This is a genomic window from Caballeronia sp. (assembly GCF_049581465.1).
Classification (GTDB): Bacteria; Pseudomonadota; Gammaproteobacteria; order Burkholderiales; family Burkholderiaceae; genus Caballeronia.
The window spans coordinates 1-14566 of sequence record NZ_JBAUSA010000079.1 but is presented as its reverse complement, the minus strand read 5'-3'; the positions used below and the strand labels follow the sequence as shown (position 1 = coordinate 14566).

At 59.1% G+C, this 14566-nt stretch carries 16 protein-coding genes; 4 read left to right on the top strand and 12 right to left on the bottom strand.

Annotated features, from left to right (window positions below; all coding sequences use genetic code 11):
- The first annotated feature begins 283 nt into the window (after nt 1–283).
- Nucleotides 284–859: a TetR/AcrR family transcriptional regulator gene (locus WCA53_RS01930; RefSeq protein ID WP_423904907.1), complete on the top strand. Its 576-nt coding sequence runs from the start codon at nt 284–286 to the stop codon at nt 857–859.
- A gap of 441 nt (nt 860–1300) precedes the next feature.
- Here the strand turns inward: WCA53_RS01930 and WCA53_RS01925 are convergent, their stop codons facing one another.
- The 5 genes from WCA53_RS01925 to WCA53_RS01905 form a co-directional block, all read right to left on the bottom strand.
- The gene (locus WCA53_RS01925; protein WP_423904905.1) at nt 1301–1912 is read right to left on the bottom strand and encodes a glutathione S-transferase N-terminal domain-containing protein; all 612 of its coding nucleotides are present in this window, start codon (nt 1910–1912) and stop codon (nt 1301–1303) included.
- A gap of 173 nt (nt 1913–2085) precedes the next feature.
- Nucleotides 2086–2814, bottom strand: coding sequence for a PqiC family protein (locus WCA53_RS01920; protein ID WP_423904902.1), 729 nt, complete (start codon nt 2812–2814; stop codon nt 2086–2088).
- Nucleotides 2811–4481, bottom strand: coding sequence for an intermembrane transport protein PqiB (locus WCA53_RS01915; RefSeq protein WP_423904900.1), 1671 nt, complete (start codon nt 4479–4481; stop codon nt 2811–2813). The genes WCA53_RS01920 and WCA53_RS01915 overlap by 4 nt, the downstream gene beginning before the upstream one ends.
- Nucleotides 4474–5151 (bottom strand): paraquat-inducible protein A, encoded by a 678-nt coding sequence (locus WCA53_RS01910; protein ID WP_423904898.1) that lies wholly within the window; start codon nt 5149–5151, stop codon nt 4474–4476. Before WCA53_RS01910 ends, WCA53_RS01915 begins: the two co-directional genes overlap by 8 nt.
- A gap of 18 nt (nt 5152–5169) precedes the next feature.
- Entirely contained in the window at nt 5170–5880 is a 711-nt protein-coding gene (locus tag WCA53_RS01905) for a paraquat-inducible protein A (protein WP_423904909.1), read from the bottom strand.
- Between the two features lie 306 nt (nt 5881–6186).
- Here WCA53_RS01905 and WCA53_RS01900 point away from each other — a divergent pair, with 306 nt between their 5' ends.
- The 3 genes from WCA53_RS01900 to WCA53_RS01890 all read left to right on the top strand — a co-directional run bounded on the left by WCA53_RS01900 (nt 6187) and on the right by WCA53_RS01890 (nt 8109).
- On the top strand, nt 6187–6747 hold the full coding sequence (locus WCA53_RS01900) for a cytochrome b (protein WP_423904896.1): 561 nt from the start codon (nt 6187–6189) through the stop codon (nt 6745–6747).
- A 164-nt stretch (nt 6748–6911) separates the two neighbouring features.
- Nucleotides 6912–7475 carry a YceI family protein gene (locus WCA53_RS01895; RefSeq protein WP_423904894.1) on the top strand — a complete coding sequence of 188 codons (564 nt, stop codon included), beginning with the start codon at nt 6912–6914 and terminating at the stop codon, nt 7473–7475.
- A gap of 49 nt (nt 7476–7524) precedes the next feature.
- Nucleotides 7525–8109 carry a YceI family protein gene (locus WCA53_RS01890; protein ID WP_423904891.1) on the top strand — a complete coding sequence of 195 codons (585 nt, stop codon included), beginning with the start codon at nt 7525–7527 and terminating at the stop codon, nt 8107–8109.
- A gap of 139 nt (nt 8110–8248) precedes the next feature.
- Here the strand turns inward: WCA53_RS01890 and WCA53_RS01885 are convergent, their stop codons facing one another.
- The 7 genes from WCA53_RS01885 to WCA53_RS01855 all read right to left on the bottom strand — a co-directional run.
- Nucleotides 8249–8506: a BrnA antitoxin family protein gene (locus WCA53_RS01885; RefSeq protein ID WP_423904889.1), complete on the bottom strand. Its 258-nt coding sequence runs from the start codon at nt 8504–8506 to the stop codon at nt 8249–8251.
- A gap of 47 nt (nt 8507–8553) precedes the next feature.
- Nucleotides 8554–8832, bottom strand: a complete 279-nt coding sequence (locus WCA53_RS01880) for a BrnT family toxin (protein WP_423904887.1) — start codon at nt 8830–8832, stop codon at nt 8554–8556.
- Between the two features lie 202 nt (nt 8833–9034).
- Nucleotides 9035–9985 carry a protein translocase subunit SecF gene (secF, locus tag WCA53_RS01875; protein WP_423904885.1) on the bottom strand — a complete coding sequence of 317 codons (951 nt, stop codon included), beginning with the start codon at nt 9983–9985 and terminating at the stop codon, nt 9035–9037.
- 17 nt (nt 9986–10002) lie between these two features.
- Nucleotides 10003–12081 (bottom strand): protein translocase subunit SecD, encoded by a 2079-nt coding sequence (gene secD, locus WCA53_RS01870; protein ID WP_423904884.1) that lies wholly within the window; start codon nt 12079–12081, stop codon nt 10003–10005.
- 140 nt (nt 12082–12221) lie between these two features.
- A complete protein-coding gene (gene yajC / locus WCA53_RS01865; RefSeq protein ID WP_423904882.1) occupies nt 12222–12545 on the bottom strand; it encodes a preprotein translocase subunit YajC in 324 nt (107 codons plus the stop codon).
- A gap of 253 nt (nt 12546–12798) precedes the next feature.
- A complete protein-coding gene (gene tgt, locus WCA53_RS01860) occupies nt 12799–13977 on the bottom strand; it encodes a tRNA guanosine(34) transglycosylase Tgt (RefSeq protein ID WP_423904879.1) in 1179 nt (392 codons plus the stop codon).
- A 78-nt stretch (nt 13978–14055) separates the two neighbouring features.
- Nucleotides 14056–14566, bottom strand: a 511-nt coding sequence (locus tag WCA53_RS01855) for an S-adenosylmethionine:tRNA ribosyltransferase-isomerase (protein WP_423904877.1), incomplete at its 5' end; no start/stop codon positions are given.

Here is a 14566-nt window from a genome sequence, read left to right as displayed (position 1 = left end):
GCATCGGTCATCGATAAAAAATCAGTACATACCCGATCGGATTCTTTTGTCGCGTTTGGGGCGAATGCAGCCGAAACACCGTAGAAAAACCCTTTTAAAACAGAGGATGTTCTTGAACATCTATCTGCGAGTAGATAAATTGGGGGTGCGTTGCGGCGTTGCGGCGTTGCGGGGTTGCGGCGTTGCGGCGTTGCGGGGTGCGTTGCCTGGGGTGCCGCAATCCTAGCCCCCAGGCTGACAATAGGCAGACGACTGATCCGGCGACGAGGAAACCGACTTCGACATGAACTCCGATAAAACGCCTGAAAAAACCACGGTTCGCGAGCAATTGCTCGACCACGCGCAAGTTCTGCTAATGACTCGCGGGTACAACGGCTTTAGTTATCGGGATTTGTCGACGCTGGTCGGGGTGAAGACGTCGAGCATTCACTACTACTTTCCGGCGAAAGAGGACCTGGTGCTCGAAGCCGTGAATACCTATAGCGCAGACGTAATGTCCTCGATTTATGCCATCGATAGCTCCGCGCCAGCCGAAAAAAAGCTCGACCGATACGTGAAGCTGTTCGGCAAATTGCTCGGGGAAGGAAACCAGATTTGCCTGTGCGGCATGCTCGCCACCGATATCGAGTCTCTGACTGAAGACGTCGTCCATGCGGTGCAGGCTTTCTTCAAGGCCAATGAGTCATGGCTGGCCAAGGTTCTGGCCGAAGGCGACAAGCAGCAAACCCTGCGTTTGAACGGCAAACCGGACGTCGCGGCGCGAGCATTATTCGCGGCGTTTCAAGGTAGTTTGTTGACGTGCCGTCTGTTTCACACAAAGTTGCGTCTGGATGAAGTCACGCAAACCGTGAAACGATAGGCGGCGCAGCGTTTCGCTCGGTTGAACTACCAGCATTTATCTTTATTGTGAAACGCACAACACGGTTTATCAAAATATATAAGAATCTCAAAAATAATCTATCTTTCAATAGGTAGATTTTGATTGCCGATATTTGTGTTGCAGCATGTCTGTTGCAGCATGTCTGTTGCAGCATGTCTGTTGCAGCATGTCGCAGCATGTCGCATGTATGTCCATATAGGTCGCATGTGTGCCGCATGTGTCTCGCAACATGTCACATCGTGTCAAAGGTTCGAGGCCACTCAATTCTTTCTACAAGTAGATAGATATATTCCGAAAATGTGACTAAACCACACCTCCGAACCTCACCAGCGAAGAGAAACAAAAACCCCTACGCGCCGTCAGGCGCGTAGGGGTCAACAAGCCAAGGAAGCGTCCACCCTGCCGAACGCCTGAAACCCTTCAGGCCGGAAATGTATCGATAAACGATTGGCGCTGCGACAAACGCTGAAAGTGCTTGTCCAGATTGGGGAACTCCTCGCGCCATGTCACTTGGGGCATCCGAAACTCGATATAGCCTAGCGCGCACCCGAACGCGATATCCGCAAGCGTGAAATGATTCGCCGAACACCAGTTCTTCGCGGCGAGCCCTTTGGACATCGCTTTCAGGCCGTAATCGATCTTGCGCTGCTGGCGCGCGACCCAGGCTTCATTGCGTTGATCAGCGTCGCGTTGCATGGTCTCGATGCGAATCAGGACGGCGGCGTCGAGCATGCCATCGGCCAGCGCTTCCCAGCATCGAACCTCAGTACGCTCGCGCCTTTCTTGGGGCAACAACTTGCCGACAGGCGAGAGGGTATCGACGTATTCGCAGATCACGCGAGAATCGAAAACGGCTTCGCCATCGTCCAGAATCAGGCACGGCACCTTGCCGAGCGGATTGAAATCATGGATTTTAGAATCGGCGGCCCAGACGTCTTCGATCACAAGTTCGCAGTCGATCTTTTTTTCTGCCATCACGATCCGCGTTTTGCGGACGAAGGGGCTGCTGAGCGAGCCGATCAGTTTCATCATCTTTGTTGGGATTCTTGCAGAAATTGGTCACGGAGAGCGATCTTAACCGCAGCCAAGCACCGTGACTTAAATTCGAGACGAGGCGTTGTGGTCGGGCGACAAAAGACCCGGCGTGCTTTTCAGCACAACCGGGTTAAGGACTTGACTCGCGAAGGATCACCCCACAGCCACGCTTATTGCGTCGGTGCAGCGCTCGCGGCCACGCTTGCCATTGGGCACGGGAGCACGGCCGGCGTCAGCGGAACGCTTTTGAGCGTCTTGCCGGCGGACGGTTTCGGCATGGCCGACGATGCCGAAACGGGCATCGGGACCAGACTTACCGTGTGCACGCCGGCCGAGATATCGGCGGCAATCTGGTTGACTGCGCGCTTATGCCCGGCGACCAGCGCGTCAAAACCCGCATCGACGGGCTGCTCGGCCAGCGTGCGGCATGTCAACACGGCCTGGTTGTTCACGCCGCGCACGCTCCACACGGCATCGATCAACGCGCGACGCCCTGGCGACGACACGAACTGCTGCACGTTCACCTTCACGCGATACACGGGCACGCCTTCAGGATGAGGCGTGCCATATACGTCGATGGAACCGAGCCGCTGCGTCAGGTCCGCGGACAACGCGCGCCGCACTTCGTCGGCGGGAAGCGAGGCCCAGCGCTCGTCCTCAAGCACCTTGACCTGCGCCGAGCCGTCCTGCACGACCATCTGGTTCCGCGCGACTTGAGGCGGCATGTCGACCGCGGATACCTCCAGATAGAACGAGGCCGGCGTGCTCGTTTTCAAGGCGGCGTCGCCGCCGCCAAGCGTATAGAAGCGGCTAGCCGGCGAACTGCATGCAGACAGGACGGTGAGCGCGACTAGAGCCGACCCCACGCCGGCGGTCCTCGAAACTCCGGCGAACTTCATGGTTTATCTCCTGGTTTCCCGCGCACCAGCGACTCCGGATGACGTTCCAGATAATCGGCGAGCGCATTGAGCGATTGCAGCGTGCGCGTCAGTTCCTGCAGCGCCTGATGAACGTCGGACTGAAGCGGCGAATCCTGCTGCAACGTGGATTGCGCCTCGCCGAAGGTTTTCTTCGCCGCCGAGAGCGTGTCGCGCGCCTCCGGCACGACTTGCGTGTCGAGCTGGTTGAAGAGATTGTTCGCGTTCTTCAGTGCGCTGTTCAGGTTGGTGCCGATCTCGTCGAACGGGATCTTATCCAGTTTCTTCGCGATATCCGCCACCTGGACCTGCAACTCGTCGAGCGTGTTCGGCACGGTCGGCAATTCGACCGGATCGCCCGCCACATTCACCTTGGCTTTCGCCGCCTTCGGGAACAGATCGAGCGCGACATAGAGTTGGCCCGTCAGCAGGTTGCCGGTGCGCAACTGGCCACGCAAGCCGTTCGCGACCAGCTGTTCAAGCAGTTCCTGGCCGGCCGCGGCATCGTTGGGCGGTACCGAGTCCGCGAAGCGCTTGCCGAGGCGGCCAGGGTAGATGTCCATTGTCACGGGCATCTGGAAGGTGAGCGTCTTCGGATCGTATTCGATACCAATGCCGGTCACATTTCCCAGCACGATGCCGCGGAAATCGATTGGCGCGCCCTGCGACAGCCCGCGGAGCGACTGGTTGAACCTCATGACTACGTGTACCGGCTGGCCGTCCGGATCGCGCATGGCGTCGGTTTCGTCCGCGCCGAGTCGGAAGGTCATATAGTTGGGCGCTTGCGGTCCAGGTTGCTGGTTCGGCGGCGTCTGGAACGCGAGACCGCCCAGTACCACGGTTGCGAGCGACTGCGTGTTGAGCTTGAAACCGCTGGCGTCGAGGCGCAAATCCACGCCGCTTGCGTGCCACCATCGCGTGTTCGTGCCGATGTACTGATCGTACGGCGCGTTCACGAATACCTGCATGGTGACGCCGGTGCCGTCCTTGTCGAGGGAGAAACCGGCCACCTGGCCCACCTGCACGCGCCGGTAATAGATAGGCGAACCGATATCGATGGACCCGAGCGACTCGCCGCGCAGCGTGAACTGGTGGCCTTTTTGATCGCCGGTGACAGCGGGGGGCGACTCGAGGCCGACGAAATGGCTTTCATCTTCCGGCGATTTGCCCGCATCGACCCCGATATACGCGCCGGACAGCAACGTGCCGAGCCCGGTCACGCCGCTTGCCGCCACGCGCGGACGCACGACCCAGAACCGCGTGTCCTTGACCGCGAAATCTTCGGCGGTCTTGGTCAACTGGACCTCCACAAGCACCCGCGCGTGATCCTTCGACAGCGTGATTTCCTTCACGGTGCCCACATCCACGTCCTTGTACTTGAGCTTGGTCTTGCCGGTTTCGAGCCCTTCGGCGCTGACGAAGCTGATGGTGATCGTCGGTCCACGCCCGGCTACCGACTTCACCACCAGGGCAATGCCAATCAGTGCAGCAATCAGCGGAATCACCCACACCAGCGAGGGTACCCAGCGGCTGCGCGGCTCGATGACCGGATCGGGGAGATTGGGCGGCAAACCGCCACCAGCCGCATTTCGCGACGGATCGTTCGGGCCTTTGGCGGGATCGTTTCCGGGGCCTTGCGGACTAGTCATGTTTCGTTCCTGAGGGTTCGATAGGGTCCCACATCAGACGCGGGTCAAATTGCATGGAGGCCAGCATGGTGAGCACCACCACGCAGGCGAACGCGAGCGCACCGGGTCCCGGTGTGATAACGGCGAGCGAGCCGAAGCGCACCAGCGCCACGGTGAGCGTGATAACAAATACATCGAGCATGGACCATCGGCCGATCTTCTCGACGATCCTGAATAACGTTGTTCGTTGGCGTGGCCGCCATTTGGAGCGTGTCTGCGTGGCCCACGTGAGATAGGCCAGTGTGCCGAGCTTGAGCATCGGTACGAGAATGCTCGCGATGAAAATGATGCCGGCGAGCGGATAGTCGCCGTCGTTCCAGAACAGCGCCACGCCGCTCATGATGGTGTCGTCTTCGGAACCCACGATCGACGATGTGTGCATCACCGGGTACAGATTGGCGGGAATGTAAAGGATGGCGGCCGACAGCAACAGCGCCCAGGTTCGCGCGACCGAGTCTGGATGGCGCCTGTGCAACGTCGATCCGCAGCGCGAGCAACGCTGGCGCTCGACCGTAAACGCGCGCTTTTGCACCCGATTGCACGCGTGACACGCGATCAAGCCTTCACGGGTCGCCGTGGTGTAGACCGGCTTGGGCGCTTCGTCTTCGGGAGGAAGGGGCTTATTAGTCATGTTCGGTTCATGCATTGCTCATGGATTCACGGAACTATTGGCGGGATCGGCGGGAGGCTGGCCTTCAGTCTTCACGTCCAGGCTGGGCTGAAGGCCGCCAGTGGGCGAAAGCGATAGTGGCCGGCCCGCAACGCGCTCCGCCACGTCCCACAGCACGATCGGATCGAGCATCAGGATGATGGCGAACAAAAGCGTCAGCGCGCCGAACGCGAACAATGCCGCTTCGGGAATCACGCGCGCGATGCTCACCATCTTGACCAGGGTGACCAGTACGCCCAGCATGAACACTTCGATCATTCCCCACGGCCGCACCAACTGGATGGCGCGCAGAACCCGGCTAAACGCCGGAGGCACGAAGCCGGCGTTCAGAGGGACCAGGAGATAGAGCAGCGCGATGAGTTCGGTGAGCGGGAAAAGGATCGTCGCGCAAAACACCATGCTGGCGATGACCTCCATGTTCTCGCCCCACAGCGCCACAATCGCGCCGATCAGCGTGGTTTCAGACGTGATGCCGTTGGTTTCCAGTTCAACGATGGGGAATGCCTGCGCAATCACGAACGTAACCAGTGCGGCGAGCGTGATCGCGCACGCGCGGTTCAGGTTCGAGGACAGGCTCGGGTAGAGCGTAGCGCCGCAGCGCACGCACTTCGCGCTAGTGTGGCGCGGCAACGCTAGTTTGTTGTATAGCGTGTCGCACTCGTGACACGCTATCAGGTCGGCTTCGTCCATGGTTTGAATACAGGGCTCGTACAGGCGTGTTCGGATCAACCTTGTGCTCCAGGGCCGCGGCTCGTTAGAGCAAGGGCTGGACCAGCGCGCATGGTAACAAACGGCGATGGGTCACCGCTTGAAGCGCCAAGTCTCGATTGATGGATTTCTCATGAAAACCGGCAATTTTTTCTGTACGAAAGCTAGTCTTTACTCGTTCGGGTAGGATGGCGCCCTTGAGGCAGAAAAACCGTAGTCGCTGTGCGCCACCCAGCGCCGAGCCTCCCTCCCACAACGTCAATACCGCATTTCTCTGGTGGACCACGCATGGATCGCAGCCCGAACTTTGCCAATAACGAGCGCTACAGCAGGACCGCGATCAGCCTTCACTGGCTGATCGCGTTGCTGATCGTCTGCGGCTTTTATCTTGGTTGGATCATGACCGACATTCCCGGTTTCACGCCGACGAAACTCAAGTACTTCTCCTGGCATAAGTGGATCGGCGTGACCGTGTTTGCGCTGGCCCTCATCAGGGTGTTGTGGCGCAGCATGCACAAGGCACCTGCCATGCCGCGCCGGATTCCAGCCTGGCAGAAGGGCTTCGCGCATCTCGTGCATTTTCTGCTCTACGCGCTCATGTTGATTATTCCCGCGTCCGGCTATCTATATAGCTCGGCGGCCGGTATCCAGGTGGTTTATCTTGGATTGTTGCCGCTGCCAACGATTATCGGACCCGACACTGCATTAAAAGGTACGTTGCGCCTTGTCCATATCTATTTGAATTACACGTTGCTCGTCCTGGTGGCGCTGCATGTGCTGGCGGCACTGAAGCATCAATTCATCGATCGTGACGGACTTCTCGCGCGCATGATCCCGTTCCTTCGATAAGCAATATTCAACCCATTTTTGGGTGCATTGATTCATCAGTGTTGATAGCGCATTTCTTGGTCGCCGGTTGCGCGGGGTTGCATTTCACTCTCAAATGATGGGTGGCCGAATTTGAAAAGATCGCGTCGCGCTCGCGTGAGCGCGCGGATCGATAGAGGACAAACATGACGCAAACAAAATTCTCCCGTTGGTTGCTCGCCGGCTGTGCCGCCTCGTTGTTATTCACGGCCGCGGCTCACGCCGATGTGGATAGCAGCAAGAGCAGCGTGGTCGCGACCTCGAAGCAGATGAACGTCCCGGTCGATGGCACGTTCAAGAAGTTCACCGCCCAGCTCGACTTCGATCCCGCCAAGCCGACGGCGGGCAGCGCGAATATCACCATCGACACCACGAGCTACGATCTCGGCGACGAGAGCTACAACAAGCAGGCTCGCGACAAGGACTGGTTCGACACTGCGCACTTTCCGACCGCGACGTTTGTATCGACGGGAATCGCGCCTGCTGGCGGCAGCAAGTTCAATGTCAGCGGCAAGCTGACCATCAAAGGCAAGTCGCAAAACGTCACGGTGCCGGTTACTGTCACGCAACAGGGCGCGGCGCAGATCTTCGATGGCGCGTTGCCGATCAAGCGCACGCAGTTCGATATTGGCGCCGGCGAATGGAAAGACACATCGGTGGTGGCCGATGACGTCGTCATCAAGTTTCACATCGTCAATATCAAGAAATAAGCGCTTTACGCGCTGACTTCTTTTCCAAACTTTCCGTTGGGGAACTCTCATGAAAAAGCATCTGTTCGTCGCAACCCTTGGCGCGCTGGTCGCAGCGGTATCGTTTAACGCATTGGCCGAAGAAGTCACGTATCAGCTCGACCCGAACCACACGTATCCGTCGTTCGAGGCGGATCACTTTGGCGGCATTTCGACGTGGCGCGGCAAGTTCGACAAGAGCAGCGGCACGGTGACGATTGATCGCGCAGCCAAGACGGGCACGCTGGACGTGACCATCGACATGACCTCGGTGGCGATCGGTAACGAGAAGCTCAACGGTGAACTGAAAAGCGCGCAATTCTTCGACGCCGACAAGTTCCCGACGGCGACCTACAAGGGCACGTCGATGAAGTTCAAGGGTGATGTGCCGACGGAAGTGATGGGCGACTTGACGCTGCACGGCGTGACGAAGCCGGTGACGCTGACGATCCAGTCGTTCAAGTGCTTCACGCACCCGATGATGAAGAAGGAAGTGTGCGGCACGGAATCGACGGCGACGTTCGATCGCGCGGATTTTGGTATCGATTATGGCAAGGCGTACGGCTTCAGCATGAAGACGGTGCTGCATATCCAGGCTGAAGGGGTTCGACAGTAATTTGGCTGAGCGCGGGGCAGGGCGGTTCTGCTTCCGGTGAGTGTGGGGCGAGGGTGGAATCCTTCTCGCCGCCGCTCGCGGAACCGCTCTACCCTCAACCGGCACGCACCGCGATCAGGACCGCTAAACGCAGCGACCCCTACGATTGCCGCTTTTGCTGCGCCTGCATATAGGCGCGCAACAATTTGTTGATCCGGGTCTGATAGCCCTGGCCTTGTTCCTTGAACCACGTCAGCACATCGGCATCGAGCCGCATGGTCACGGCCTGCTTCGGCGGCGTATGCAGTTCGGCATGCAGGAAGAAGTCATCGCCCAGTTCGGGAATATCGCTTGTGTCGATATCCGAATCCTTCGCGGCCCGAAGGCGCTTCCAATCCGTTTTGGATGTTTTAGTCATCGTATGTTCTCCAACCCCTGATTTCCGCGAGGCGCCGGTCAAGCGCATCAATGTCCGATGCGTTGTGCATAGCGTTGTGCTTCACTGCGTGTAGCTTTGCGAGCCGAGATGACCCGAATGGTGTCACCGCTGCGCTCGACGTAGACCACCACGGCCACGGTCACCCGCATCCATCCGAGCGCTACCCAGCGCTCTTCGCCAAAGTCTTCCCTCAAGTCCGGCACGGTCAGCAGCGGATGGTTGAATACGTCGATGGCGTCGCTGAAATCGATGCCGTGCTTGCGGACGTTACTTCGATTCTTGTCTTCGTCCCACTCGAATTCCATGCAACCGCCTATATGTACAATTGTACATACACATGGAATGTTTGGGAAGGGCACTGCTATGGACCGGTCCCCTTCGCCAACGCACCTAGCCTCAAGCGCGTCTGCTTACAGCACAAAATGTTGCAATTGCGCGCCCAAAAGCAAAAAAGGCCGGTTCCTGAGAACCGGCCTTTCAACCCCGCATATCATCAAACCCTAAATCTCACACCTCGGCACCCGCATTAGGGTCACCTGGATCGTATTTCGGCTTCTTCTCCTTGATCAGGTCTTCGCGTTTCACGCCGAGCCACATGGCCAGCGCGGCAGCGACGAACACCGACGAATAGATACCGAACAAGATCCCCACCGTCAGCGCCAGCGCGAAGTAGTGCAGAGTCGGGCCGCCGAACAGGAACATGGACAGCACCATCATTTCCGTACAACCGTGGGTGATGATGGTTCGTGACATGGTGCTGGTGATCGCGTGGTTGATCACCTCGACAACGGTCATCTTGCGCTGCTTGCGGAACGTTTCGCGAATCCGGTCGAAGATCACGACCGACTCGTTCACCGAATACCCGAGCACCGCGAGAATTGCGGCCAGCACGGAGAGCGAAAACTCCCACTGAAAGAACGCGAAGAACCCAAGGATGATCACCACGTCGTGCAAGTTGGCGACCACGCCGGCGACCGCGTACTTCCACTCGAAGCGGAACGACAGGTAGATCACGATGCCGATCACCACGCACGCCAGCGCGAGCAGGCCGTTCGTCACCAGTTCCTTACCCACCTGCGGACCGACGAATTCCACCCGCTGAAGTTGCGCCTGCGCGTCCTGATGCTTCAGGGCAGCCATCACCAAATCGCTTTGTTGCGCCGACGTCAAGCCCACCTTCAACGGCAAGCGGATCAGCACGTCACGCGAGGTGCCGAAGTTTTGCACTTGCGCATCGGAATAGCCGAGCGTTGCCATCGTGCTGCGCACAGGTTCAAGCGGCACAGCTTGCGGGTACTGCACTTCCACCACAGTCCCGCCGGTGAATTCCACCGACAGGTGCAGCCCGCGATGCACGAGGAAAAACACGGCCGCGAGGAAGGTGATGAGCGAGATCGCGTTGAAGATCAACGCGCGCTGCATCAGCGGCAAGTCGCGTCGAATACGAAAGAATTCCATGATTTATTCTCCGGGACTCAGTTGGACGAGCCAGGTTTTTTCGGATCGAGTTTTGGATCAATACCGGGACCCGAGCGACGGCGCACCACGGGCTTGCCCGTACGGACGGTCGGCTGTTGCTTTTGAGCGCGTGCCGGCGCCGGCGTCTTGGCTCGGGGAGCCGCCTGGATGATTTCGTCGACGTGAGAATCGTCACCACGCTCGTTCGCGAGGTAAGCAGCCGTCGACGCCGCCGCATCGTGCCCTTCGGGACGCCACACCTGGCCAATCGCCAGCGATTGCAGCTTCTTCTTGCCGCCGTACCAAAGGTTCACGAGCCCGCGCGAGAAGAACACGGCGGAGAACATGGACGTCATGATGCCGATACAGTGCACGACCGCGAAGCCGCGCACGGGTCCGGAACCAAACGCCAGCAAAGCCAGACCCGCGATAAGCGTGGTCACGTTCGAGTCGAGAATCGTCGCCCAGGCGTGTGAAAAGCCGTTCTGGATAGCCAGTTGCGGCGGGGCGCCATGACGCAATTCCTCGCGGATACGCTCGTTGATCAGCACGTTTGCGTCGATCGCCATACCGAGCGCAAGCGCAATAGCCGCGATACCCGGCAGCGTGAGCGTAGCCTGCAACATGGAGAGGATGGCGACCAGCAGCAACAGGTTCAGCGACAGCGACAGCATGGAAATCAGGCCGAACAGCATGTAGTACGCGACCATGAAGACGGCGATCGCGGCGAAACCGTACTGCACCGAATCGAAGCCCTTCTTGATGTTGTCGGCGCCAAGGCTCGGGCCGATCGTGCGCTCTTCGATGATGTCCATGGGAGCCGCCAGCGACCCCGCGCGCAACAGCAGCGCCAGATCGGCCGCCGCTTGCGGCGACGGTTGGCCGGTGATCTGGAAGCGATCGCCGAGCTCGGACTGAATGGTCGCGACCGTCAGCACTTCACCCTTGCCCTTCTCGAAGAGCACCATGGCCATCGGCTTGCCGATGTTGTCACGCGATACGCTGCTGACGGCGCGCCCGCCGGCGGCGTCGAGGCGAATGTTGACGGACGGACGCTGATGTTCGTCGAAGCCCGCCGACGCGTCGATAATCCGGTCGCCGGTGAAAATTATCTGCTTGCGCAGCAAGGTCGGTCCGGTATTGCCTTGGGTGAAAAGCTCGTCGCCAGGCGGTACGGGATCGTTCGGTCCCGGATGCGTATTGGTCGGATCGGCGAGACGGGCCTCAAGCGTAGCCGTCCGGCCGATGATGTCCTTCGCCTTCGCCGTGTCCTGCACGCCCGGCAGTTCGACCACGATCCGGTCGGAGCCTTGTTGCTGGATCACCGGCTCCGCCACGCCGAGTTCGTTCACGCGGTTATGCAACGTGGTGATGTTCTGCTTGAGCGCGCCGTCTTCCACCAGTTTTTGCGCAGCCGGCGTGAATGTGCCGACCACCTGGTAACCGTCGCCGCCCTGACGCGTCGTCCATTGCAGTTCGCTCAACGCACCGACCAACTGCGTGCGTGCCGCGTCGGCGGTGGCCTGGTCGGAGAAATTGACAACGATCGATTGATTCACGCGATTCACGCCGCCATCGCGAAGATTTTTATCGCGGAGATAGGCGCGTGCATCGGCGGCGTTCGAATCGAGCTTCTTGTTCAACGCCCCCGCCATGTCCACTTGCAGAAGGAAGTGGACGCCGCCGCGCAAGTCGAGCCCGAGGTACATGGGCAATGCGTGCATTGCGGTCAGCCAGCCAGGAGAGGCCGCTTGCAAATTCAGCGCGACCACGTATTGCGGATCGTTCGGATCGCTATTGAGCGCTTTCTGCAACAGATCCTTCACGCGCAATTGCGTGTCGGTGTCTTTCAGGCGCACACGGATATTCGCGTTGTTTGACGAGTTGTCGAAGGTCACGCCGTCGGGCGTGATCTTGCTGGACGCAAGCGCGCTCTCGATCGTAGCCAGCGTAACCGAGTCAAGCTTGACCGTTGCCTTGCCGCTCGATACCTGCACCGCCGGCGCTTCGCCGAAAAAATTGGGCAGTGTATAGACGAGGCCGATGACGAGCGCCACCAGCATCACGACGTATTTCCAAAGGGGGTAGCGATTCATGAGATGGCCGAACAGGAGAGTTGGCTTGGGACGCCGAGCGAAAACGTGCAGAGCGTCCGATACGTCCAGCGAAATGGGGGGAGACCTTTAAGTTCAGGTACTCCCGTCCAAGGGCCGCGCCAGACGCGAGATAGTTGGCCTTAGAGCGACTTGATCGTGCCTTTCGGGAGGATCGTTGTGACAGCGGCTTTTTGAATCGTGATCTCAGTACCTTCCGAGATCTCGACGCCCACGTACGCGTCCGTTACCTTTGTAACCTTACCCACGATACCGCCGTTCGTCACTACTTCATCGCCCTTTGCCATGGCAGCCAGCATGTTGCGATGTTCCTTTTGACGCTTCATTTGCGGCCGGATCATGATGAAATACAGCACGGCGAACATCAGAATGAGCGGCAGGAAACTCATGATGCTCGATTGAGCACCCTCTGCGCCTGAACCGAAGGCATTGAAAATAGACGACACGTTGGTCTCTCCGTTATAACAATCAGAAATTTAGCCCGCTATTCTACCACTGGCCCTCGTCGCGACATCAGGGGAATGCGCTTTGGGATCAAGCTCTTAAAGCGCGACGCAATGACATTGTAATGTTTGCTTGGCGCGCCTCGATTTGCCTCTGGTTTCGCTCCTGATTTTGCATCTGGTCGCGTCCAGCGAGTGTCAGCATTTCGGGCGGTGTTCAGCAGAACCGCCCCTGCCCCCGAGCGCCAGCGGTCCTCTAGTCGATTCCCCGCGCGCGATTCTCGTGAAACACCTTCACAAACACACTAAACGCGTGATTTTCGATCGAATCGCGCATTTCCTGCATCAGTTGCAAGTAATAGTGCAGGTTGTGAATCGTGTTTAACTGCGCGCCGAGAATCTCGCCCACGCGATGCAAATGGTGCAGATAGCCGCGCGTGAAGTTGCGGCATGTATAGCAACCGCAGGATTCGTCGAGCGGCTTCAACGAGTTCTTATGCGCGGCGTTGCGGATTTTCACATCGCCGAAACGGGTGAATAGCCAGCCGTTGCGTGCATTGCGCGTAGGCATGACGCAATCGAACATATCGACGCCCGCCGCCACGCCCGCGATCAGGTCTTCCGGCGTGCCGACGCCCATCAGGTAATGCGGTTTGTCGGCGGGGAGCTTGGGGCCAATGTGATTCAGCACCCGCATCATGTCTTCCTTCGGTTCGCCCACCGATAAACCGCCGATCGCGAAGCCGTGAAAGCCGATATCGGCGAGGCCGGCCAGCGACTCGTCGCGCAGGTCCTCGAACATGCCGCCCTGGACGATGCCGAAGAGCGCGTTCGGGTTCTCGCCCCGGGCGAATTCGCTGACGGAACGCCCGGCCCAGCGCATCGACATGCGCATGGAATCGGCGGCATCCTGGTGCGGCGTAGGCACGTCGTTGGTCGCGAATGGTGTGCATTCGTCGAACTGCATCACGATGTCCGAGTTCAGCACTTTCTGGATTTGCATCGAAATTTCCGGCGACAAAAACAACTTGTCACCGTTGATCGGCGATGCGAACGTGACGCCATCTTCGGTGATCTTGCGCAGGTCGCCCAGGGAAAAGACCTGGAAGCCACCGGAATCGGTGAGAATCGGCCGGTGCCAGTTCATGAATCGATGCAAGCCCCCGTGTGCGCCAATCGCTTCCAGCCCGGGGCGCAGCCACAGGTGGAAGGTGTTGCCGAGAATGATCTGGGCGTGCATTTCCTCGAGTTCGCGCGGCTGAACCGCTTTCACCGTGCCGTAGGTGCCGACCGGCATGAAAATCGGCGTTTCCACCACGCCGTGATTCAGCGTGACGCGGCCGCGACGGGCCTGGCCGTCGGTTGTGAGCAACTCGAACTTGAGGCCGTTTTCGGGCTGCGTGTGCGCTGCGCGTTCTGCGGTTACTTCGTTCATTCAAAAGCTCCTGTGCCACCGGAAGACAGTCCGGCGCAAATGGGTGACGGGGATTTTTGTACTTTGTAACCGGCCGGGTCAGGCTTTGGGCTGCCGGGTCAACAACATGGCGTCGCCATAACTGAAGAATCGATACCGCTCGCCAATCGCATGCTGATACGCCGCGCGAATCGCGTCCATGCCGGCAAAGGCGGATACGAGCATCATCAGTGTCGATTTCGGCAAATGGAAGTTGGTGACCAACCGGTCGACGACGCGAAATTCGTAGCCCGGCGTGATGAAAATGTCGGTTTCAGCGCTCGTTTCAGCAAGCGGCTGGCCGGCGTTGGCGGCATCGCGCGCAGCGGCTTCGAGTGCGCGCAATGACGTCGTGCCGACCGCGACCACGCGATTGCCCCGCATCTTTGTCGCCGCGATCTTGTCAGCGAGCGATTGCGGCAACCGGTACCACTCGCTATGCATCTGGTGATCGGCGAGGTTTTCCACTCGCACGGGCTGGAACGTGCCCGCGCCCACATGCAGCGTCAGGGTGGCGCGTTCCACGCCGCGCGCGTCGAGCGTGGCGAGTAGCGCCGGGTCGAAGTGCAGG